Genomic DNA, 21324 nt, shown 5'->3' with positions numbered 1-21324 from the left:
TGTCGAACCCGCACCCCTTCGACGCCATGGCGATGACACGGCGTGGCGCGAGTTCGCCCCGGCGGGGGAACGGCCGGGGGCGGTGGGAGGCCGGCCGCGCGGCGACGGAAGCGCCGCGCGGCGCCTTCGAGGGCCCGCCCCGCGCGGCGCCGCGCGAAAATGCCGGCGGGCCGCGGCGCGCTCCGGGGCAGAATGGGCCGGTGCAGCCGCCCTACCGTGTTCTCGGTCCGTGTCAGGCCCTCCGTACCGACGACGGGACGGAGGCCGTCCTGAGCGGCAGCAGGCTTCGCGCCCTGCTCGCCGCCCTCGCGGCGGCCGGCGGCCGGTCGGTGGGCACCCGCGCGCTGATCGACCAGGTGTGGGGCGACGCCGACCGCGCCGATGACCCGGACCAGGACCGTACGGCGGCGCTCCAGGCCCTCGTCGGGCGGTTGCGCCGGGCCGTGGGCCGGGAGGCCGTCGTCTCCGCGCCCGGCGGCGGCTATCGGCTGGCCGCCGCCCCGGACGCCGTCGACCTCCACCGCTTCGAACGGCTCGCCGCCGAAGGCTCCGCGGCGCTCGGCGCCGGGGACCCGGCCCGGGCCGCCGCCCTCCTCGACGAGGCCCTCGGGCTCTGGCGGGGTCCCGCCCTCGCGGATCTGCCCGGCCGGGACACCGACCCCCTCGTCGTACGGCTCGAACAACGGCATGCACAGGCGCGCCGCGACCGGCTCGCCGCCGACCTGGCCCTGGGACGGGCCACGGAGGTCCTCGCACCCCTCGCCGCCCTGGCGGCCGGAGAACCGCTCGACGAACCCCTCCAGGCCCTGCGGATCCGCGCCCTGCGGGCGGCCGGGCGGCCGGCCGAGGCCCTGTCCGTGTACGAGGAGGTCCGCGCGGGTCTCGCGGACCGGCTGGGCACGGACCCCGGACCCGAACTGCGCGCCCTCCACGCCGAACTCCTGACGGACACGGCGCCCGAGGCCCCTCCTTCGCGGGCCGCGCACGAGGGCAGGGGGCAGGCGGTCGGTCTGCCCGCCCGGCTGACCTCGTTCATCGGCCGGGACGACGCCCTGGGCGCGCTCGCCGCCGAGTGGGGCGCCCGGCGGCTCGTCACCCTCACCGGGCCGGGTGGCGTCGGCAAGACGCGGCTCGCCCTGGAAGCGGCCGATACGTACCAGGACGGCCCGGTCCGCCTCGCCGAACTCGCCTCCGTGCGCGAGGAGTCCACGGTCGTCGCGGCCGTCCTCAGCGCGGTCGGCGCGCGCGAGACGCACGTCTGGCACCGCGCTGCGGTCGCCGCGACGGACCCGGAGGACCCTTTCGCCGAGCTCGTCGAACACTGCGCCGGGCGGCGGATGCTGCTCGTCCTCGACAACTGCGAGCACGTGGTCGCCGCGGCGGCCGAGCTCGCGCACGTGCTGCTCACCCGCTGCCCGGGCGTCACCGTGCTCGCGACGAGCCGGGAGCCGTTGGGGGTGCCGGGCGAGGTGGTGCGGCCGCTGGGGCCGCTGCCGATGGGGATGGCGTTGCGTCTGCTCGGGGAGCGGGGTGCGGCGGCGCGTGCGGGGTTCGTGGTGGCGGAGGACCGGGCGGCGGCGGAGGAGGTGTGCCGGCGTCTTGACGGTCTGCCGTTGGCGATCGAGCTGGCGGCGGCGCGGTTGCGGCTGCTGTCGGTGCGTCAGATCGCGGAGCGGCTGGACGACCGGTTCCGGTTGCTGACGTCGGGAGCGCGGACGGTGCTGCCGCGGCAGCAGACGTTGCGGGCGGTGGTCGACTGGTCGTGGGACCTCCTCGAGGAGCCGGAGCGGGCGGTGCTGCGGCGGCTCGCGGTGTTCACGGGGGGTGCGGACCTGACGGCGGCGGAGGCGGTGTGCGCCGGCGGCGGAGCCCCGGAGGTGCTGGACCTGCTGGGCGCTCTGGTCGACAAGTCGCTGGTGGTGGCCCGCCCCGGCCGGGACGGTGAGGGGATGCGGTTCAGGCTTCTGGAGACGGTGGCGGAGTACGCGGGGGAGCGCCTTGAGGAGTCCGGGGAGCGGGTCGCGACCGAGCGGCGCCATCTCACGTACTACCGGGAACTCGCCCGTGCCACCGACCCCGCACTCCGCGGCTCGGGTCAGGTCGCCGCCACCGCCCTCCTGGAGCGCGAGCACGACAACCTCCGGGGGGCCCTGCGGACGGCCGTCGCGCTCGGCGAGGAGCAGGAGGTCCTCTGCCTCGTCCACTCCCTCAGCTGGTTCTGGCAGCTGCGCCACCACCAGGTCGACGCCCGCGTCTGGGCCGCGGAGGCGGGCCGGCTCGGTCCCGACCCGTTCCAGGAGCCCGTCCGCCCGGCCGAGCCGCTCGACGGCCTGTGCACGGACGTCCCGCCGCCGTGGCACGGCGAGCGACTCGCCGAGGCCCGGCGCGGCGGGCGGCTCTATGTGCTCGCGACCCAGGGCGGCCGGGGCGCCACCCCGTTCGAACACCCCGAGACCCGCGCCAGGCTCGCCGCGCTGGTCTCCGCGTACCGCCCCGGCCTTCCGCAGACCTGCCGCCAGCCGGCGATGATGTGGTACTTCGCCCGTCTCATGACCGGAGAGTTCTCCGGCCTCGACGAGACCCTGACGGCGCTCGTCGACGCCTGCCGGGCCCACGCCCCCGGCTGGGACCTGGCCTTCGCCCTCCTCGTACGGGCCAAGCTCGTCGTCCACGGCCCCCAGGACGCGGCCGAGGCGCTCGCCCTCTTCGAGACGGCCGGGGACTCCTGGGGCATCGCCGAATCACACGCCGCCCGGGGCGAGGCCTACGAGCGCGCGGGCCGGCTCGCCGAGGCCGCCGCCGACTTCGAGCGGGCCACGGACGCCGCCGCCCACGTCGGCGCCCGCTCCCAGGTGCCCCTGTACACCGCGCGCCTCGCGGCCGTACGACTCCGCATCCCCCCGGAGGGGGACCCGGCGGCCGAGAAGCTCCTGGCCGAAGCCGCCGACGCGGCGGGGGAATGGGGCGCCGAGGTCGCGGGGTCCGCACGGCTGCTGCTCACCCAGCACTACGGCCACACCGGGCGCACCGGTCTCGCACGGGCTCAGCTCTCCCGCCTGGAGGGCGAGTTCGGAGATGTGACCCCTGGCCTCTTCTGGGGGCTCGCCGGAGGAGCGTGGGCCTGGCTCGACTGCCTCGACGGCGCCTACGACCGGGCCGCGGAGCGGCTGGCGCGCGCCGTCACGGAGGTGGAGACCCTCGCCCATCTGGTCGCCCCGTACCTGCTCGTCACCCAGTTCGCCACGGCCGCGTGGGCGCTCGGCGGGCGGGGCGGGCCGGGTGACGCCGCGACCGGGGCGCGGCTCCTCGGCGCGTACGACGCCCACGCCACCTCCGGCACGGACGGCGGCTTCCGGCCCTTCACACCCGAGACGGAGGCCCTGATCAGGGCGCGAGCCGAGGAGACCCTCCGCGCGGCGCTGTCCTCGGAGGCGTACACCCGCCACTACGGGGAGGGGACGGGGCTCGCGGCCCGTACGGCCGCGGAGCTCGTCCGGAACCCGGGCACGACTCCGGCCTCCTGACCGCGTCCCGACGACGCACGGACCCGGTCAGCCGATCCAGTGGCGCCAGCGGGCCGAGGGCGGCTCGCAGCGTCCCGCGGCGACCAGGTCCTGGTAGGCGCGTTCGCTCAGCTCGTCCCAGGTCACCGGCTCGCCGTTCTCGGGGAGGGGCTGTCCGTCACCGCCGGTGAACGCGGAGAAGGCGACCTCGCAGTCTGGAGGACGGACGGACCGGGTGGCGTACCACCCGAACACGACGAGGGCGAGGACGCAGACGACGGGCAGGATCCGGGCACGGTGGCGGGGGTTCACCCACCGCATGCTAGAGCGGTTGTTCGAGTGCGCCCCGGCACCGGCGGCCAGCTCGTCGGGGTGGCCGTGCCCCAGGCCCCGCCCACCCGCTCGGCCGGACGCCAGACGTTCCCGGGCCTCCGCGAGGTCCCCGAGGGTCGGCCCGGCGGTGGAGTGCGGCGGCCCGGGAGGCGCCGGGCCGCGCCGCTCCCGGATGCGGACGCGGTGACCGGACACGAGAATGGCGAGTGCCGGACGAACACGTAGGAGGCGGCATGAACGCTGAGCCCGACAAGACGTCCCTGGGGGACTTCCCGACGCCCGACCGGCTGTTGCATTCCGGGTCGGAGGGCGAGTTCACGGCCGAGGACCTGGTCCTCGCCTCCGGCCGTGACGTGACTCCGAAGACCCTCGCCTGGGCGGAACGCCGTATGGCGGAGAAGGGTCGCGCCTCCATGGACGAGCTGCTGCCGTAGGCCGCCCCGGCCATGACCCGCAGTACCCCTCGACAACCCTCTCGGCCCCGGTTCGGCAGCTGCGAACCGGGGCCGAGGGCCGTCCGGAGCCGCTCCGAGGCTTCCGCATTTGTGGAACACGTTCTACCGTGGCCGCCGTCGCGCGTCGCACCGCCCGGGTGACTCCGGGGACCCCGCAGGACCGCCGCCGCAGGACAGCCGCCACGGGAGGCCCGCCCCATGCACCTCGAATACACGCCCGCCCAGAACAGCCTGCGCGCCGAGCTGCGTGCGTACTTCGCCGAGCTGGTCCCCGCGGACGTCCACACCCGCTACGCGGACCCGGCGGCGCAGAAGCGCTTCTACCGGGAGACCGTGCGCCGGCTCGGCGCCGACGGCTGGCTCGGCGTCGGCTGGCCGACCGAGTACGGCGGGCGGGGGCTGACCCCGATGGAACAGTTCATCTTCTTCGACGAGGCCGCACAGGCGGGCGTACCCCTGCCGCTCATGGCGCTGAACACCGTCGGACCGACGATCATGAGCTTCGGCACCGACGAGCAGAAGGCGTACTTCCTGCCGCGGATCCTCTCCGGCGAGATCGACTTCGCCATCGGCTACAGCGAGCCCGACGCGGGCACCGACCTCGCCGCACTGAAGACCCGCGCGGTCCGTGAGGGGGACGAGACCAACGGCACGTACACGGTCAACGGGCAGAAGATCTGGACCACGAACGGCGACACCGCCGACTGGGTCTGGCTCGCGGTCCGCACCGACCCGGACGCGCCGCCCCACAAGGGCATCACGATGCTGCTCGTCCCGACCGGCGACCCCGGCTACTCCTGCACGATCATCAACACCCTCGCCTCGCACGACACCACCGCCAGCTACTACGACGACATCAAGGTCCCCGCCTCGCGCCGGGTCGGCGACGAGAACAAGGGCTGGCGCCTCATCACCAACCAGCTGAACCACGAGCGCGTCACCCTCGCCGCCCACGGCACGATGGCGATCCGCGCGCTCCACGACGTCCAGCACTGGGCCGCCGGCACTCCGCTCACCGACGGCCGGCGCGTCATCGACCTGCCCTGGGTCCGCCGCGCCCTGGCCCGCACCCACGCCCGGCTCGACGCGATGAAACTCCTCAACTGGCAGATGGTGAACGCCGTCCAGAACGGCACCCTCACCCCCCAGGACGCCTCCGCCGTGAAGGTCTACGGCTCCGAGGCCCGCCGCGACGCCTACGCGGCCCTCATGGAGGTCGTCGGCGCGGCGGGCGCCCTCAAGGAGGGCTCGGCCGGCGCGGTCCTCCACGGCGAACTCGAACGCGGCTACCGCTCGGCCGTCATCTTCACCTTCGGCGGCGGCAACAACGAGATCCAGCGCGAGATCATCTCCTGGATCGGCCTGGGCATGCCCCGCGTCCGCCGTTAGCGACACCCGGCGGCGGCGCCTCCGGGCCGGGCAGGGTCAGCGGTACTCGCAGAGGTAGGCGGTCTCCACCGCGACCCGCAGCTGGAACCTGCTGTCGCCGGGGACCTCGAACAGGTCCCCGGCGGCGAACGTCTCCCACGCCTCGGCACCGGGCAGCCGCACCGTCAGGGCGCCGCTGACCACGTGCATGATCTCCGGAGCGGCGGTGCCGAACTCGTACTCCCCGGGGGCCATGACGCCGATCGTCGCGGGACCCTGCTCCTGCGTGAACGCGATCGACTTGACCGTGCCGTCGAAGTACTCGTTGACCGTAAACATGGGCATCCTCATGCGAATCAGGTGAGTGGGAGGAGTGGCCGGGGCATCGTGTACCGGCCACACGTAGGGGCACTTTAAGGGCGCGGCGAGGGTGGACGAATCCCCGGCCGGCCCGGTCTCACGTACTGGACGGAACGGGCCGGTGTCCGTGCGTCCGGGCTCCGGTTGAGCCCCCGCGTCATCGGCGTAGCGTGGAGATGATTCGAACGAGGAGCGGTGGCCATGGGCAAGCTCTCGAACGACCAGCTGCGCGAACGGGTACGCGGGACGGTCGTCACAGCCGACGACGACGCCTACGACGAGGCACGCACGGTGCACAACGCCATGATCGACAAGAGACCCGCCGTGATCGTGCGCTGCGTCAACGCGGGCGACGTCATGGCCGCGGTCGACTTCGCCCGCGAGAACGGGCTCGATCTGGCGGTCCGGGGCGGCGCGCACAGCGTCCCCGGCTTCGGGACGTGCGAGGGCGGCGTCGTGGCCGATCTCTCCGGGATGCGAGGCGTCCGCGTCGACCCCGTGCGGCGGACGGCCCGCGCCGAGGGCGGGGCGACCTGGGGCGACTTCAACGCGGCGACGTACCCCTTCGGCCTCGCCACCACCGGCGGGATCATCTCCACCACCGGCGTCGGCGGACTCACCCTCGGCGGCGGCATCGGCTATCTGGCCCGAGGGCTTGGCCTCAGCTGCGACAACCTCGTCTCGGCCGACGTGGTGACCGCGGACGGCCGGCTCCTCGTCGCCGACGAGGAGCAGAACGCCGACCTGTTCTGGGCCCTGCGCGGAGGCGGCGGCAACTTCGGCGCCGTGACCTCGTTCGAGTACCGGCTCGCGCCCGTCAAGGACATCTACGGCGGACCGATGCTCTTCGAACTGGAGGACGCGGCCACCGTCGTGCGCGCCTTCGCCGACCACATCGCCGACGCACCGGAGCAACTGGGCGGGTTCCCCGCCTTCCAGATCGCCCCGCCGCTCCCGTTCATCCCGGAGGACCGGCACGGCGACACCTTCGCCCTGGTCGTGGCCTGCTGGTCCGGACCGCTCGACGAGGGCGAGAAGGCCCTGCGGCCCCTCCGTGAGTTCGCGCCGGTCGTCGCCGAGCACGTCGGTCCCATGCCGTACCCGGCGCTCAACAGCGCCTTCGACGCGCTCGTACCACCCGGCCTCCAGCACTACTGGAAGGCCAACTTCGTCACCGAGCTGACCGACGCCGCGATCGAGGCGCACCTCCGGCACGCCCCGGGGCTGCCCGCCGTGAACTCGACCGTCCACATCTACCCGATCAACGGCGCCTGCCACCGCGTCGCCCCCGACGCCACGGCCTTCGCCTACCGGGACGCCTCCTTCGCCACCGTCATCGCCGGCATGTGGCCCGACGCCTCCGCCAACGAGGCCAACATCGCCTGGGTCCGCGACTACTACGAGGCCACCGCCCCGCACTCCGAGGAGGGCGGCTACATCAACTTCATGGCCGACGACGACCGGGGCCGGATCAGGGCCAACTACGGGGCGAACTACGACCGCCTGGTCGAGGCCAAGCGGACCTACGACCCGGGGAACCTGTTCCACCTGAACCAGAACATCGAACCCTGAGACCTCCACAGGGCCTGGCCCACCGGTCCTGGCCCACGGGTCCTACCCACCGGTCCTGACCCACCGGTCCTGACCCACCGGTCCTGGCCCACGGGTCCTGCCGGAACGCCCGCTCCCCCTTCGTGCACGGCCGGCTCCACGGAGCGGCTTCCGACGTAGCCTGAACGGTATGAGCGAGGACGCTTCTTGAGTGCCGACCCGGGGCTCTTCGGACCCCGTTCCGTGACCTGGCAGGTGCACAGCGACCCGGTCATGTGGATCGCGGGCGTGCGGGCGTTGTGGCTGCAGGCGCTGCATCCCGTCGCCGTACGCGGCGTCATGATCAACAGCAGCTTCCGGAAGGATCCCTGGGGGCGGCTCATGCGGACCGCGGACTTCGTCGGGACCCTGAGTTACGGGACCACCGAGGCCGCCGAAGCCGCCGGGGCCCGGGTGCGCCGGATCCATCGGCGGCTCGGCGTGGACGACCCGGAGCTGCTCCTCTGGGTGCACTGCGCCGAGACCGACTCGTACCTCTCGGTCGCACGCCGCTCGGGCATCCCGCTCACCGACGCCCAGGCCGACCGCTACGTCGACGAACACCGCACCTCGGCGCGGCTCGTCGGGCTCGATCCGGCCACCGTCCCCGGATCCACCGCCGCACTCGCCGCCTACTTCGAGACCGTACGGCCCCGGCTGGAGGCCGGGGCGGACGCCCGTACCGTCGAGGACTTCCTGCGCAGGCCGCCGGTGAAACCCGTTCTGGTACCGGCGCGCGAGGTGATCTGGCGGCGCGTCGCGGCGCTCGCGTACGACACTCTGCCCCCCTACGCCCACAAGCTCTACGGCCGCCCCGCGCCGCCGCGGGAGACCGTCACCCGCCGCCTCGTCACCACGGCCGACCTGCTGCGCCGCGTCCCAGCCCGCCTGCGCTGGCGGCTGCCGCCCGGCCACATCCTCCGCGCCATGGACCGGCTCGGCCCCGGAGCGCGACCCGACCCTTACACGTACCCCGCCCCGTACCCACTGTCCGAACCGGCGTCCATACTGGAGGAGCCGGGAAAGGCGTAGGAGATCGACGGGGGCGGCAGTACACGATGGGGGACTCCAGACTGATCCAGGGCCGGTACCGCCTGCACGAGGTCATCGGTCGCGGGGGCATGGGCGAGGTGTGGCGCGCCACCGACGAGGCGCTCGGCCGCGGGGTCGCCGTGAAGTGCCTCAAGCCGATCGGCCCGCAGCAGGACCCGCAGGTCCTCACCGTGGTCCGCGAGCGGTTCCGGCGCGAGGCGCGGGTGGCCGCCTCGCTCCAGCACCGGGGCATCACCGTCGTGCACGACTTCGGCGAGTACGACGGCGTGCTCTTCCTCGTCATGGAACTCCTCGAGGGACGCAATCTCAGCCAGCTCCTCACCGCCAACGCCCAGCATCCGCTGCCCGTCCACGACGTCGTCGAGATCGCCGACCAGGTCGCCGACGCCCTCGCGTACACCCACCGGCACGGGATCGTGCACCGCGACCTGAAGCCCGCGAACATCATGCGGCTGCGGGACGGGACGGTGAAGATCTGCGACTTCGGCATAGCGCGCCTCGGCGCGGACGTCGGCTTCACGTCCAAGCTCACCGGCACGGGCATCGCCATGGGCACGCCCCACTACATGTCGCCCGAGCAGATCGGCGGCGGCGAGATCGACCACCGCAGCGACCTCTACTCGCTGGGATGCGTGCTGTACGAGCTCGCCACCGGCGTCCCGCCCTTCGACCTGGGCGACTCCTGGGCGATCCTCATCGGGCACCGGGACACGGTGCCCGATCCGCCGCGCGCCCACCGGGCCGAACTCCCGGACTACTTCGACCGGATCGTCGTCGACCTGCTCGCCAAGGTGCCGGCGGAGCGGCCGGCCGACGCGGGGGACCTGCGCCGCCGGATCGTGACGGGGCGGGTCGCGCTGTCCCTGCCGGGGGCGGGCGCCGCCGCCGGCGCTTCGCAGGCCGGGGCGACCGTCGTCCCGGGACCGGGACCGGGGCCGGGGCCGGGCTCCGCGGGCGGGCCCGGTTCCGCCTCCGAGTCCGGGCACGGTTCCCTTCCCGGTGCCGGTGCCGGTGCCGGTGCCGGTGCCGATCCCGGTCTGACCGTCCCCATGCCCGCGTGGGTCCGGGCGATCACCGGCGGGCACCGGCCCGCCGACGCCGCGGGCGCGCCGCGCCCGGTCGCCCACGACCCCGCCGCGGCCGTGCTCACCACGGAGTGGACGACCGCCGCCCCGGGCACCGTCGGCGAGCCCGCGGCGCACGAGGCCGCGCCGGTGCGCCCCGCTGCCTCCGCCGAGCTGATCGCGGTGCTCGCCGGCCGGTACCGGGCGGGCATGGGCCTCGGACGGCTCGGCCGCTGGGACGAGGCCGAGTCCGTGCACCGGTCCGTCGCCGAGCACCGATCGGCGGCCCTCGGCGAGGACCACCCGGACACCCTGGCCAGCCACTACGAGGTCGGCTTCGCCCTCGCCCGGCTCGACCGCCCCGCCGACGCCCTGCGCGTCTTCGGCACGGTCGCCGCCACCCGCGCGCGCGTCCTCGGCGAGGACCACCCCGACACCCTCGCGGCCCGGCAGGAGCGGGCGTACGCGCTCGGCCGCCTGGGACGGCACCCCGAGGCGTACCAGGTGTACGTCACCGTGCTCGCCGCACGCGAGCGGACGGTGGGCCCCGACCACCCGGACACCCTGCGCTGTCGCCACAACCTCGCCTTCACGCTCGGCCGCCTGGGCCGCCACGAGGAGTCGTACCGCACGGCGCAGGAGGTCGCCGAGGCACGCGCCCGGCTGCTCGGCGAGGACCATCCCGACACCCTGGTGACCCGGCGCGAAGTGGCCTACACGCTCGGGCGGTTGGGGCGGGGCGACGAGGCCCTCGCCCAGTACCGCGCGGTCGCCGACGCGCGCGCCGCCGCCCTGGGGCCCGACCACCCGGACACCCTCGCCGCCCGCTACGAGACCGGCGTCCTCCTCGGCCGGCTCGGTCAGGCCGCGGACGCGCTGGGCGTCTGCCACGACCTCGTCGCCGCGCGCACCCGCGCTCAGGGCGCCGACGGCCCCGAGACCCTCCGCGCCCGCCACGCCCTGGCCGTCAACCTCGGCCGCCTCGGCCGCTGGCCCGAGGCGCTCACCGAGTCCGAGAGCGTCCACGCGGACCGCGAGCGGGTCCTCGGCCCGGACCACCCGGACACCCTTCTGAGCCGTCGGGAGACCGCCGTCGCCCTCGGTCGCCTCGGCCGCTGGGAGGAGGCACTCGCCTCGCACAGCGCGGTCGCCGCCGCCCGCACCCGCCTCCTCGGCCCGGCCCACCCCGACACCCTCGCGGCCCTGGACGACGAGGCCCACTGCCTGGAGCGGCTGGGCCGCCACGCCGAGGCCGCCGCCCTCCACCTGAGAGCGGCCACCGCACCGCCGCAGACCTGAGCCCACCGCACCACCGCAGACCTGAGCCGACCGCACCGCCCGCCGGGGGCGGCCGCCGACCCGGGCCCCAGGGGGCCGCCGCCGACCCGGGCCGCCGGGGGTCGCCCTCGGCCCGGGCCCCGGGGGTCGCCCTCGGCCCGGGCGGGCGCCGCGCCGCCCCGGGTCGTCCCCTTCCCCGGCCGTCGCCTCCGTGTGAGCATGAGCCATGACTGCCCCCGACCTGCTCCCGGACGTCCGGCCCGTCTCCCGCTCGTACGACGCCGTCGTCGTCGGCGGAGGACACAACGGCCTCGTCGCCGCCGCCTACCTCGCCCGTGCCGGGCGCTCCGTGCTCGTCCTGGAGCGGCTCGGCTCCACCGGTGGGGCGGCCGTGTCCACCCGGCCGTTCGCCGGGGTCGACGCGCGCCTGTCCCGGTACTCGTACCTCGTCTCGCTCCTTCCGGAGAAGATCGTGCGCGAGCTCGGGCTGAGGTTCGCCGTACGGAAACGGTCCATCTCCTCATACACCCCGAAGGGCGACGGCGGCCTGCTCGTCGGCGGCGGCACCGACCGCACCCGCGCCTCCTTCGCCGAACTCACCGGTTCCGACCGCGAGTACGAGGCCTGGCAGGCCTTCTACGAGCGGACCGGCCGCGCCGCCCGCCGGATCTTCCCCACCCTCACCGAGCCCCTCCCCACCCGTGCCGCGCTCCGTGCCCGCGTGGACGACGCCGACACCTGGCGGATGCTCTTCGAGGAACCGCTGGGCGTCACCGTCGAGCGGGAGTTCGCCGACGACCTCGTCCGCGGCGTCGTCCTCACCGACGCCCTCATCGGCACGTTCTCCGACGCCCACGACCCGACGCTCCTCCAGAACCGCTGCTTCCTCTACCACGTCATCGGCAACGGCACCGGTGACTGGGACGTGCCCGTCGGCGGCATGGGAGCCCTCACCGACGCCCTCGCCGACGCGGCCCGCGCCGCCGGGGCCGACATCCGCACCGGTCACGAGGCCACCCGGATCGAGACCGACGGGCAGCGCGCCGCGATCACCTTCCGCACCGCGGACGGCGAGGGCACGGTCGAGGCCGGCCACGTCCTCGTCAACGCCTCGCCCCGCGACCTCGCCGCCCTCCTCGGCGACCCGCCCCCGCCCGCGCCCGAAGGCGCCCAGCTCAAGGTCAACATGCTGCTGACCAGGCTGCCGAAGCTCCGCGACCGTTCCGTCGACCCGCACGAGGCCTTCGCCGGCACCTTCCACATCGCCGAGGGCTACGGCCAGCTCGCCACCGCCCACGCCGAGGCCACCGCCGGCCGGCCGCCCTCCGCGCCGCCCTCCGAGATCTACTGCCACTCCCTGACCGACCCGACGATCCTCGGCCCCGAACTCGCCGCCACGGGCCACCACACCCTCACCCTGTTCGGGCTGCACACCCCCGCCCGGCTGTTCGCCGCCGACAACGACGGCACCCGCGCCGCGCTCCTCGCGGCGACCCTCGAGCAGCTCGACGCCCACCTCGACGAGCCGATCGCCGACTGCCTCGCCCTCGACGCGGACGGCCGCCCCTGCATCGAGGCGAAGACCCCGCTCGACCTCGAACGCGAGCTGCGCCTCCCGGGAGGCCACATCTTCCACCGCGACCTGTCCTTCCCGTACGCCACGGAGGACGCGGATGCGGACGGGGGCGCGGGCACGGACGCGGGCACAGGCGCGAGCCCCGGCCGCTGGGGCGTCGAGACGCGCCACGCCAACGTGCTGCTGTGCGGCGCGGGCGCGATCCGCGGCGGCGGAGTCAGCGGCATCCCCGGCCACAACGCGGCGATGGCGGCCCTCGGCCGCTGACCCGGGTGCACGTACATCGGCCCGGACGGAGGGGACCCGAGGGTGTCCTCTCCGTTCGGACGCGTTGACGTCGCCCCGCCCCCGCCTGTGGTGTGAAGCTGATCTGCGAGCGCGCTTAAGAAATCCTCGATGGACCGCGAGCGCTCCGTACGGAAGATTCTGTTCCAGGGATCTTGGGCGCGCTGCCGTGCCCGTACCCCGCACATCACAGGACACGCACGTCGGGAGCCGTGGCATTGAAGGCGTTGGTCAAGCTGAAGGCGGAGCCGGGACTCTGGCTCACGGACGTGCCCGAGCCGGAGACCGGTCCCGGCGACGTGCTCATCAAGGTGCTGCGGACCGGTATCTGCGGGACCGACCTGCACATCCGCTCCTGGGACGGCTGGGCGCAGAAGACGATCGCCACGCCGCTGACCCTCGGCCACGAGTTCGTCGGCGAGGTCGTCTCCGTCGGCCGTGACGTCGCCGACATCACCGTCGGCGACCTGGTCAGCGGAGAGGGCCACCTCGTGTGCGGCAAGTGCCGCAACTGTCTGGCCGGCCGCCGCCACCTCTGCCGCGCCACCATCGGCCTCGGCGTCGGCCGGGACGGCGCGTTCGCCGAGTTCGTGGCGCTGCCCGCCTCCAACGTGTGGGTGCACCGCGTCCCCGTCGACCTCGACATCGCCGCGATCTTCGACCCCTTCGGCAACGCCGTGCACACGGCGCTGTCCTTCCCGCTCGTCGGCGAGGACGTCCTCGTCACCGGCGCGGGCCCGATCGGCATCATGGCCGCCGCCGTCGCCAAGCACGCCGGCGCCCGCAGCGTCATGATCACCGACGTCAGCGAGGAGCGCCTCGCCCTGGCGCGCAAGACGGGCGTCACGCTCGCCCTCAACGTCGCCGAGCAGACCATCGCCGACGGCCAGCGCACCCTCGGGCTCAAGGAGGGCTTCGACGTCGGCCTGGAGATGTCCGGCAACCCGCGCGCGATGCGCGACATGGTCGCCAACATGACCCACGGCGGCAAGATCGCCATGCTGGGCCTGCCCAGCGAGGACTTCGCCGTCGACTGGGCGAAGATCGTCACCTCCATGATCACGATCAAGGGCATCTACGGCCGCGAGATGTTCGAGACCTGGTACGCGATGTCGGTGCTCCTGGAGGGCGGACTCGACCTCTCGCCCGTCGTCACCGGACGCTACGCGTACACCGACTTCGAGGCCGCCTTCGACGACGCGGCCTCCGGCAAGAGCGGCAAGATCATCCTCGACTGGACTGCGGGAGCCTGACCCATGTTCGATTCCGTACGCGACGACATCCGTGCCACTCTCGACGAGATCCAGAAGGCCGGACTCCACAAGCCCGAGCGCGTCATCGGCACCCCCCAGTCGGCCACCGTCGCCGTCGTCTCGGGCGGCCGCCCGGGCGAGGTGCTGAACTTCTGCGCCAACAACTACCTGGGCCTCGCCGACCACCCCGAGGTGGTCGCCGCCGCCCACGACGCCCTCGACCGCTGGGGCTACGGCATGGCGTCCGTCCGCTTCATCTGCGGCACGCAGGAGGTGCACAAGGAGCTGGAGGCGCGCCTGTCGTCCTTCCTCGGCCAGGAGGACACGATCCTCTACTCCTCCTGCTTCGACGCCAACGGCGGTGTCTTCGAGACCATCCTCGGCGCCGAGGACGCCGTCATCTCCGACGCCCTCAACCACGCGTCGATCATCGACGGCATCCGCCTCTCCAAGGCCCGCCGCTTCCGCTACGCCAACCGCGACATGGCCGACCTGGAGCAGCAGCTCAAGGAGGCCACGGAGGGCGGCGCCCGGCGCAAGCTCATCGTCACCGACGGCGTCTTCTCCATGGACGGCTACGTCGCCCCGCTCGGCGAGATCTGCGACCTGGCCGAGCGCTACGACGCCATGGTCATGGTCGACGACTCGCACGCCGTCGGCTTCGTCGGCCCCGGCGGCCGCGGCACCCCCGAGCTGCACGGCGTGATGGACCGCGTCGACATCATCACCGGCACCCTCGGCAAGGCCCTCGGCGGCGCCTCCGGCGGCTACGTCGCCGCCCGTGCCGAGATCGTCGCCCTGCTGCGCCAGCGCTCCCGCCCGTACCTCTTCTCGAACACCCTCGCCCCGGTGATCGCCGCCGCCTCCCTGAAGGTCCTCGACCTGCTGGAGTCCGCCGGCGACCTGCGCGACCGGCTGCGTGCCAACACCGAGCTGTTCCGGACCCGGATGACGGCGGAGGGCTTCGACATCCTCCCCGGCGACCACGCCATCGCCCCCGTCATGATCGGCGACGCGTCCGAGGCCGGCCGCATGGCCGAGCTGCTCCTGGAGCGCGGCGTGTACGTGATCGGCTTCTCGTACCCGGTCGTGCCGCAGGGCCAGGCCCGCATCCGCGTCCAGCTCTCCGCCGCCCACTCCACGGAGGACGTCAACCGGGCCGTCGACGCGTTCGTCGACGCCCGCGCCGCCCTCCGGGGCTGAGGCGGGCGCAGGCCCCGCGGCCTGCGAGACTGGGGGAATGATCGAAGCGCGGCGGTTGCACATCCTCCGTGCGGTGGCCGACCACCGCACGGTCACGGCGGCGGCCGCCGCGCTCTATCTCACCCCCTCCGCCGTCTCCCAGCAGCTCGCCGCCCTGGAGCAGGAGACCGGCCACCGCCTGGTGGACCGCAGTGCCCGCGGCGCCCGCCTTACGCCGGCCGGCGAGATCCTGCTCAGCCACGCCAACGCCGTCCTGGCCCAGTTGGAGCGCGCCGAGTCGGAGCTCGCCGCCTACGGCTCCGGCGAGGCCGGCACGGTCACGGTCGCCGCCTTCGCCACCGGCATCGGGCTGGTGGTGGCCCCGGCCATCAGGGCGCTCGCCGACTCCGCCCCCGGCATCCGGGTCCGGGTCCGGGACGCCGAGGGCGACGAGAGTCTGATGATGGTCCTCGACCGGCAGGTCGACGTGGCCGTCGCGGTCGAGTACCGGGGCGCGCCGGGCGAGGACGATGCCCGCCTCACCCGTGTCCCGCTCTACGCGGAGCCCTTCGACGCGGTCCTGCCGCCCGGCCACCCGCTGGCTGCCGGTGAGCGGGTCGCGCTCGGCGACCTCGCGAAGGACGCCTGGATCGGCCAGTCGGCCGGCAACCCCTGCCATGACGTCACCGTCCTGGCCTGCGAATACGCCGGGTTCACCCTGAACCCGGAGCACTCGTCCGACGACTTCCGCGCCGTGGTCGCCCTCGCGGCCGCGTCCGCGGGCGTGGCGCTCGTGCCGCGTTCGGCCCTGCGCGGCATGGAACTATCGGGCGTGGAGGTCCGCCCGATCGAGGGCGTCGCCCCGACCCGCAGGGTCTTCGCCGCCGTCCGGCGGGGCGCGGAGGACCACCCCCTGATCAGCCCCGTCCTGACCGCCCTGGGCGTGGCATCGGAATCCGGCGCCTGACGGACGCGATGTCGCCATATGCCGTCCGGGTGCCGGCGGAGCCCCGCGGGCCGCACCAGACTGGGGAACCGTGGAGACCATGGTGCGTGTCAGTCACGGTGAGGTCTGGGCGGACGACGCGGGAGGCGACGGCCTGCCGCTGGTCCTCCTCCATCCCGGTGTCGGAGACTCCGCGGTGTGGGACCCGGTCCTGCCGGCGCTCACCGCGCGACGCCGGGTGATCCGCTACGACGTGCGGGGCTACGGACGCTCGCCCGCGCCCACCGCCGAGTACCTCCCGGTCCGCGATCTGGCCGAGGTCCTCGACCACTTCGCGATCGAGCGGGCGGTCCTCGTCGGCTCCAGCATGGGCGGGGCCACCGCGGTCGACCTCGCCCTCGAAGCGCCCGAGCGGGTGGCGGGCCTCGCGCTGCTCGTCCCCGGTGTCACCGGGTACGAGGGGCTGGCCGCGGGAGAGTTCTTCGAGCGCCTGGAGCCGCTGGCCACGGCCGGCGACATGGAGGGCATCGTCCGGCTCGGTCTGCGGGCGTGGGCGAAGGCCGCGGGCGGAACCCCCGAGTCGGACCCGGTCGCGGCCGCGCTCTGCCGGGCCGTGCTGCCGGCCTGGTTCAGCAACATCGGCCACCAGCTCACCGGCCCGCCCGCCTTCGACCGGCTCGGGGAGATCTCCGCGCCGACCCTGCTCGCGCTGGGCGAGCGGGACCGGCCGGAGGTCGTGCGCTGCAACGAGGAGATGGCCGCACGCATCCCGGGCTGCCGCCTCGTCCGGCTGGCCGCCTCGGACCACTACCCGACGCTGCGGGAACCCGGGCGGGTCGCCCGGCTGATCGAGGAGCTGTACGCGGAGGCGGCCTGAGCCGCGGCCGCCCCGGCCGGCGGGCGGTACGTCCGCCGGCCGGGGTTCGCCCGCCTACCAGATGGTGGAGAAACCGAGGCGGAGCTTCTCCTCGCTGTTGCGCACCGCGAGGGAGCCCGCCTTCACCTCGGCCGCTTCGGCGTCGGTCAGCGCCGTGCCGAAGAGCCGTACATCGTCCAGGGTGCCGCGGAAGAGCTGCGTCACGCCGGACGGCTGGCTGGGGAAGTCGGGCCGGGCGCCGATGTGGATGTTGAAGGGACCGACCGGCGTGGCGTTCCGCTCCTCCGCCGACTGTCCCGTCGGCATGGTCGCCGTGGCCGCGGAACCTCCGTCGACGGCGAGGCCGAGGGTGAGGCCCTTGCGGGTGAAGACGACGTGGTGCCAAGCGCCGTCGTTGTACGAGGACGGCAGCGTCACCTCGGTGGTGCCGATGCTCGTGCCGACGGTGCCGCGCATGACCCCGCCGCCGGGTTCGGACCGGACCGAGAAGTGCGGCCCCTGCGCGCCGTACGCCCAGATGACCGGCAGGGTGCCGGTCGTGGCCGAGTGCTTGAACCAGGCCGTGACGGTGAAGTCCCCGTCCTCGACCCGCAGGGTCGGGGAGCAGACGAGACGCAGGTAGTCGTCCTGGCCGTCGAACTCCATGGCGACGCCGCCGAGACGCGATCCGAGCTGCGCGCCGCCGTGGATGACGGCGTGGTTGCCGGCCTCGCCGGGACCCTTGACGCGCGTGTCGGCGGTCCGCGGACGGCGCAGCTCGGTCTCGGAGTCGTTCAGGGCCTTCTCGGTGAAGGCCATGAAGGCGACGTTCCCGTGGGGGACGTTGACGGCCCTCTCGTACAGGAGGCCGATGGACCCGTTGGCCAGGAGCGACATGTCGGAGTAGCCGCTGCGGTTCGGCGTGACCAGGGAGCCGACGGTCTTCCAGGTCTTCCCCTCGTCGTACGAGGAGCGGATGGCCAGCTCGCGCCGGTCCTCCAGCACGTTCGGGCCGAGCCGGGAGGGACCCGAGTACAGCAGCCGTCCGGGCCCGCCGTCCGGGTCGTGGGTCGGCCGCAGCAGCGAACCGTAGGTCGGGGAGGTGTCGAGGTTGGGCACGGGGACGAAGGGCGCCGCGAAGGTCGCTCCGCCGTCGGTGCTCGTGGCCGTGAGCCGGTGCTCGTTGGTGCTGCAGCGGGTGAGGTCGGAGTTGCGGGCGTTGACGTACACCTGGCCGTCGAGGGTCTCGGCGACGGCGAGCTCGGCGGGGTAGGAACCGGTGTCGCTCGCGTCGGAGACCGCGCGCATCTGCCAGGTCAGGCCGCCGTCGTCGCTGGTGTACAGCTGACCGCCGGCCTTGCCGCCGCCCCGGTGGTCACCGGGCACGACCAGTCGGCCGAAGTGCTCGCCGCGGCTGAGCTGGATGCCGTGGCCGGGACCGGTCGAGACCCAGAACCACTCGGGCCGGTCGAGCTGGGGCTGGGCGACGCTCGCCGACCAGTGGAGGCCGCCGTCCATGCTGTGGACGGCGTGCACCGTACGGTCGAAGCCCTTGCGTTCCGGCGTGGCCCGGTTCCTGTTCCAGTCGCTGCTGGAGTAGAGGAGGGTGATGCGGCCGGTCACCCCGTCCACGACGGGCGTGGGGTTGCCGTGGGCGAGCTCGTCGTCGGCGCCGATGACGACCGTGGGCTGGGCGTCCCAGGTCTTTCCGCCGTCGACGGACCGCTTCATGATCAGGTCGTTGTCGCCGACGTCGCTGCAGCCGGTGGTGGTGTCCCGGTCTCGGCCCTCGGCGAAGGCGAGGAGGACGCCCGTCTTGGTGGTGACGAGGGCCGGGATGCGGGTGCAGTAGTAGGTACCGCCCGCCGGGAACGGCGTGTTGCTCTCCTGGGCGGAGACCGTCGGCGTGGTCGTGACCGCGCTCGTCGACGCGACGGCGGGCGACTGCGGAGTGACGGCAAGGACCACCGCGGCCAGGACCGCGAGGGAGAGCGCGCAGATCCATGCGGACAGCGCGAAGCGGCGCGCGCCCGGTGGACGGCGCTCGGACAGGGACAGCATGAAGGAACACCTCGGTGAGGAAGGGCGAACGGCAGGGAGCGGCTGGGTCTCGAAGCGGTCGTGCCGCTCGCTCGACGGGCCGGTTGCGGCGGCCCCCGCGGACGGAAGGGCACCGCGAACGGGCGACACGACAGACGCTCGCCCGCGCGTTCGTCTCATCCCCCCGGTGAGAACTTCCCGCCGGGACGCTACCTCACATGATCACTTGTGCACAGTCGAACCAGCGGTCCGACCCGGTGGACGAGCGGGCTCAATCGGCCGATCTGCTCCAGCCGTTCGCCTCGATCCGCGCCCCGTCCGCCGGCCGCGCCTCGTCGAACACCGGGCGTCCCGCTCCGTCGTAGAGCCGCAGTCCGTCCACGTACACGCCCCGGCCCACGTACCGCTGGTCCGTCGTGCAGCGCCAGCGCAGGACGGTGTCCGTCCCGGACAGCGGGGCGGACACGGTGTGCCAGACGCGGCCGGACCAGCCGCCCACCGCGCCCGCCGGATGCTCCGTGCGCCCGTCGGTGGTGAAGGGAACCGGCCGCCAGGTCGTGCCGCCGTCGGCCGAGGCCTCCAGGACGGCCGTGTCGGCGCCCGGCTCGGTGTCCCACCACAGGGCGCACTCCAGGCGTGCGGCGCGCGGCACATGAGGGAGCGTCAGGGTGGCGGTCGTGGCGCTCGCCATCCCGGAGAACCACGGGGGTCGTCCCTGCCCGAGCGAAGCCGAGGGCTCGGGGGACGTACGGCCCCGGTCGGGGCGTACGGGGACGGCGCGGGCCAGGTGGTCCGCCGCGGCGACGCGGGGAGCCGACCCCGAGCGCCAGGAGCGCACCGGGTGCACGGAGTTGCCGAGCAGGATCAGGAAGCTGTCGGTGGTCGGGTCGAGGACCAGGCTGGTGCCGGTGAAGCCGGTGTGCCCGGCCGTCCGTGGCGTGGCCATCGCGCCCATGTACCAGTGCTGGTAGAGCTCGAAGCCGAGCCCGTGCTCGTCGCCGGGGAACGCGGTGTTGAAGTCGGTGAACATCAGCTCCACCGAGGCGGGGGAGAGGATGCGGGCCTTGCCGTAGGCCCCGCCGTTGAGCAGGGTGCGGGCGAGGATCGCGAGGTCCCAGGCGCGGGAGAAGATCCCGGCGTGGCCGGCGACTCCGCCCAGGCTGTGGGCGTTCTCGTCGTGAACCTCGCCCCGCACCATGCCCCGGTCGAGACCGGACCACGGAGGGCGGGCGTCCTCGGTGGCGGCGATCCCCGGCCGCCAGGAGAGCGGGGGATTGAAACGAGTGCGGTGCATCCCGAGCGGAGCGGTGATCTCGTCGTGGAGCAGTACATCCAGGCCGAGACCGGTGATCTCCTCCAGGATCAGCTGGAGCGTGATCAGATTCAGATCCGAGTAGAGGTACGCCGACCCCGGCGGGTTCGCCGGGACCTCGTCCCAGATCAGCCGCAGCTTGCCCTCCCGCGTCGGCGCCTTGTACAGCGGGATCCATGCCCGGAACCCCGACGTGTGGGTGAGCAGCTGACGGACGGTCATCTCCTGCTTCCCGCCGCCGCCGAACTCCGGAAGGTATGCGGTGACCCTCGCCTCGAGCTCCAATGCCCCGCGCTCGATCTGCTGCACGGCGAGGATCGAGGTGAAGAGCTTGGAGACCGATGCCAGATCGAAGACGGTGTCCTCGGCCATCGGGACCTGCTCGTGCGGCGGCAACTCCACGCCGGTGTCGGTCTTCTCGTCGTACGACGCGTACCGCACGGCCATGCCGATCGGCCGGTGCAGGGCCACCGTCCCGCCCCGCCCGGCGAGCAGGACGGCGCCCGCGTACCAGGGGTGCGTGGGGGAGGGGGCGAGGAAGGCCTCGGCGTCCGTGACCAGCCGGCCCAGGTGCTCCGGCAGGAGCCCCGCCCGTGCGGCGGACCCGCGTCGCAGGGTGGTCCTGCGCGCGCCGGGGGAGGCGCCGCCCCCGGCCGCTCCCGGGGTCCCCGCTCCTCGGTCTCCCGGGCCCGGCCGCGGTTCCGGCGCCGCCGCGGCCCCCGGAATCGAACCGATCATCAGCGCACCTCCCAGGGCGAGGACTCCGCCGCCGAACGCCCGGCGGCTCGGGCCCCGGCCCCTCCTGGACTCCTCCGTCATGCCCACCCTCTCCCACAGCCCTTTGAAAGAAAACTTCGGCCACGCCGGAAA

The 21324-nt window shown here is 73.9% G+C and carries 15 protein-coding genes; 11 read left to right on the top strand and 4 right to left on the bottom strand.

Features of this window, described 5'->3' with window-relative positions; genetic code table 11:
* Window positions 1–200: 200 nt before the first annotated feature.
* Entirely contained in the window at window positions 201–3524 is a 3324-nt protein-coding gene (locus ACFQ79_RS03095) for a BTAD domain-containing putative transcriptional regulator (protein ID WP_383579072.1), read from the top strand.
* A gap of 27 nt (window positions 3525–3551) precedes the next feature.
* Here ACFQ79_RS03095 and ACFQ79_RS03090 read toward each other — a convergent pair whose 3' ends face one another.
* A complete protein-coding gene (locus tag ACFQ79_RS03090) occupies window positions 3552–3815 on the bottom strand; it encodes a hypothetical protein (protein ID WP_383579071.1) in 264 nt (87 codons plus the stop codon).
* A gap of 254 nt (window positions 3816–4069) precedes the next feature.
* On the opposite strand from ACFQ79_RS03090, the gene ACFQ79_RS03085 reads away from it, so the two are divergent.
* Complete coding sequence (locus tag ACFQ79_RS03085; protein ID WP_030314702.1) at window positions 4070–4270, top strand: hypothetical protein; 201 nt, start codon at window positions 4070–4072, stop codon at window positions 4268–4270.
* A gap of 219 nt (window positions 4271–4489) precedes the next feature.
* Complete coding sequence (locus ACFQ79_RS03080; RefSeq protein ID WP_383579070.1) at window positions 4490–5680, top strand: acyl-CoA dehydrogenase family protein; 1191 nt, start codon at window positions 4490–4492, stop codon at window positions 5678–5680.
* 36 nt (window positions 5681–5716) lie between these two features.
* Here ACFQ79_RS03080 and ACFQ79_RS03075 read toward each other — a convergent pair whose 3' ends face one another.
* Complete coding sequence (locus ACFQ79_RS03075) at window positions 5717–5998, bottom strand: pyrimidine/purine nucleoside phosphorylase (protein WP_383579069.1); 282 nt, start codon at window positions 5996–5998, stop codon at window positions 5717–5719.
* Window positions 5999–6220: 222 nt separating this feature from the next.
* Between ACFQ79_RS03075 and ACFQ79_RS03070 the strand changes: the two genes are divergently transcribed.
* The 8 genes from ACFQ79_RS03070 to ACFQ79_RS03035 all read left to right on the top strand — a co-directional run bounded on the left by ACFQ79_RS03070 (window position 6221) and on the right by ACFQ79_RS03035 (window position 17123).
* Entirely contained in the window at window positions 6221–7591 is a 1371-nt protein-coding gene (locus ACFQ79_RS03070; protein ID WP_383579068.1) for an FAD-binding oxidoreductase, read from the top strand.
* Window positions 7592–7777: 186 nt separating this feature from the next.
* Window positions 7778–8641: an oxygenase MpaB family protein gene (locus tag ACFQ79_RS03065; RefSeq protein ID WP_383579067.1), complete on the top strand. Its 864-nt coding sequence runs from the start codon at window positions 7778–7780 to the stop codon at window positions 8639–8641.
* 26 nt (window positions 8642–8667) lie between these two features.
* Entirely contained in the window at window positions 8668–11025 is a 2358-nt protein-coding gene (locus ACFQ79_RS03060) for a tetratricopeptide repeat protein (RefSeq protein WP_383579066.1), read from the top strand.
* Between the two features lie 205 nt (window positions 11026–11230).
* Window positions 11231–12847, top strand: coding sequence for a phytoene desaturase family protein (locus ACFQ79_RS03055; protein ID WP_383579065.1), 1617 nt, complete (start codon window positions 11231–11233; stop codon window positions 12845–12847).
* A 236-nt stretch (window positions 12848–13083) separates the two neighbouring features.
* The gene (gene tdh / locus ACFQ79_RS03050) at window positions 13084–14118 is read left to right on the top strand and encodes an L-threonine 3-dehydrogenase (RefSeq protein ID WP_383579107.1); all 1035 of its coding nucleotides are present in this window, start codon (window positions 13084–13086) and stop codon (window positions 14116–14118) included.
* 3 nt (window positions 14119–14121) lie between these two features.
* Window positions 14122–15321: a glycine C-acetyltransferase gene (locus ACFQ79_RS03045; RefSeq protein ID WP_383579064.1), complete on the top strand. Its 1200-nt coding sequence runs from the start codon at window positions 14122–14124 to the stop codon at window positions 15319–15321.
* Window positions 15322–15358: 37 nt separating this feature from the next.
* Window positions 15359–16267, top strand: coding sequence for a LysR family transcriptional regulator (locus tag ACFQ79_RS03040; protein WP_383579063.1), 909 nt, complete (start codon window positions 15359–15361; stop codon window positions 16265–16267).
* 79 nt (window positions 16268–16346) lie between these two features.
* Window positions 16347–17123 carry an alpha/beta fold hydrolase gene (locus ACFQ79_RS03035; protein WP_383579062.1) on the top strand — a complete coding sequence of 259 codons (777 nt, stop codon included), beginning with the start codon at window positions 16347–16349 and terminating at the stop codon, window positions 17121–17123.
* A gap of 54 nt (window positions 17124–17177) precedes the next feature.
* Here ACFQ79_RS03035 and ACFQ79_RS03030 read toward each other — a convergent pair whose 3' ends face one another.
* Both ACFQ79_RS03030 and ACFQ79_RS03025 read right to left on the bottom strand, forming a co-directional pair.
* Window positions 17178–19163, bottom strand: coding sequence for an exo-alpha-sialidase (locus ACFQ79_RS03030; RefSeq protein ID WP_383579061.1), 1986 nt, complete (start codon window positions 19161–19163; stop codon window positions 17178–17180).
* Between the two features lie 250 nt (window positions 19164–19413).
* Window positions 19414–21273, bottom strand: a complete 1860-nt coding sequence (locus ACFQ79_RS03025; protein WP_383579060.1) for a serine hydrolase — start codon at window positions 21271–21273, stop codon at window positions 19414–19416.
* Window positions 21274–21324: the final 51 nt, after the last annotated feature.

Origin of the sequence: Streptomyces sp. NPDC056480, from assembly GCF_042795405.1 — a bacterium.
GTDB lineage: Bacteria > Actinomycetota > Actinomycetes > Streptomycetales > Streptomycetaceae > Streptomyces.
The sequence above is the reverse complement of the archived record's forward strand: the minus strand, read 5'-3'. Positions and strand labels throughout refer to the sequence as shown.

Excerpts from the sequence above, each read along its gene's own strand:
- ACFQ79_RS03085 (WP_030314702.1), top strand. The coding sequence starts at position 4,070 with ATGAACGCTGAGCCCGACAAGACGTCCCTGGGGGACTTCCCGACGCCC.
- ACFQ79_RS03080 (WP_383579070.1), top strand. The coding sequence starts at position 4,490 with ATGCACCTCGAATACACGCCCGCCCAGAACAGCCTGCGCGCCGAGCTG.
- ACFQ79_RS03075 (WP_383579069.1), bottom strand. The coding sequence starts at position 5,998 with ATGTTTACGGTCAACGAGTACTTCGACGGCACGGTCAAGTCGATCGCG.
- ACFQ79_RS03070 (WP_383579068.1), top strand. The coding sequence starts at position 6,221 with ATGGGCAAGCTCTCGAACGACCAGCTGCGCGAACGGGTACGCGGGACG.
- ACFQ79_RS03060 (WP_383579066.1), top strand. The coding sequence starts at position 8,668 with ATGGGGGACTCCAGACTGATCCAGGGCCGGTACCGCCTGCACGAGGTC.
- ACFQ79_RS03055 (WP_383579065.1), top strand. The coding sequence starts at position 11,231 with ATGACTGCCCCCGACCTGCTCCCGGACGTCCGGCCCGTCTCCCGCTCG.
- ACFQ79_RS03045 (WP_383579064.1), top strand. The coding sequence starts at position 14,122 with ATGTTCGATTCCGTACGCGACGACATCCGTGCCACTCTCGACGAGATC.
- ACFQ79_RS03040 (WP_383579063.1), top strand. The coding sequence starts at position 15,359 with ATGATCGAAGCGCGGCGGTTGCACATCCTCCGTGCGGTGGCCGACCAC.
- ACFQ79_RS03035 (WP_383579062.1), top strand. The coding sequence starts at position 16,347 with ATGGTGCGTGTCAGTCACGGTGAGGTCTGGGCGGACGACGCGGGAGGC.
- ACFQ79_RS03030 (WP_383579061.1), bottom strand. The coding sequence starts at position 19,163 with ATGCTGTCCCTGTCCGAGCGCCGTCCACCGGGCGCGCGCCGCTTCGCG.
- ACFQ79_RS03025 (WP_383579060.1), bottom strand. The coding sequence starts at position 21,273 with ATGACGGAGGAGTCCAGGAGGGGCCGGGGCCCGAGCCGCCGGGCGTTC.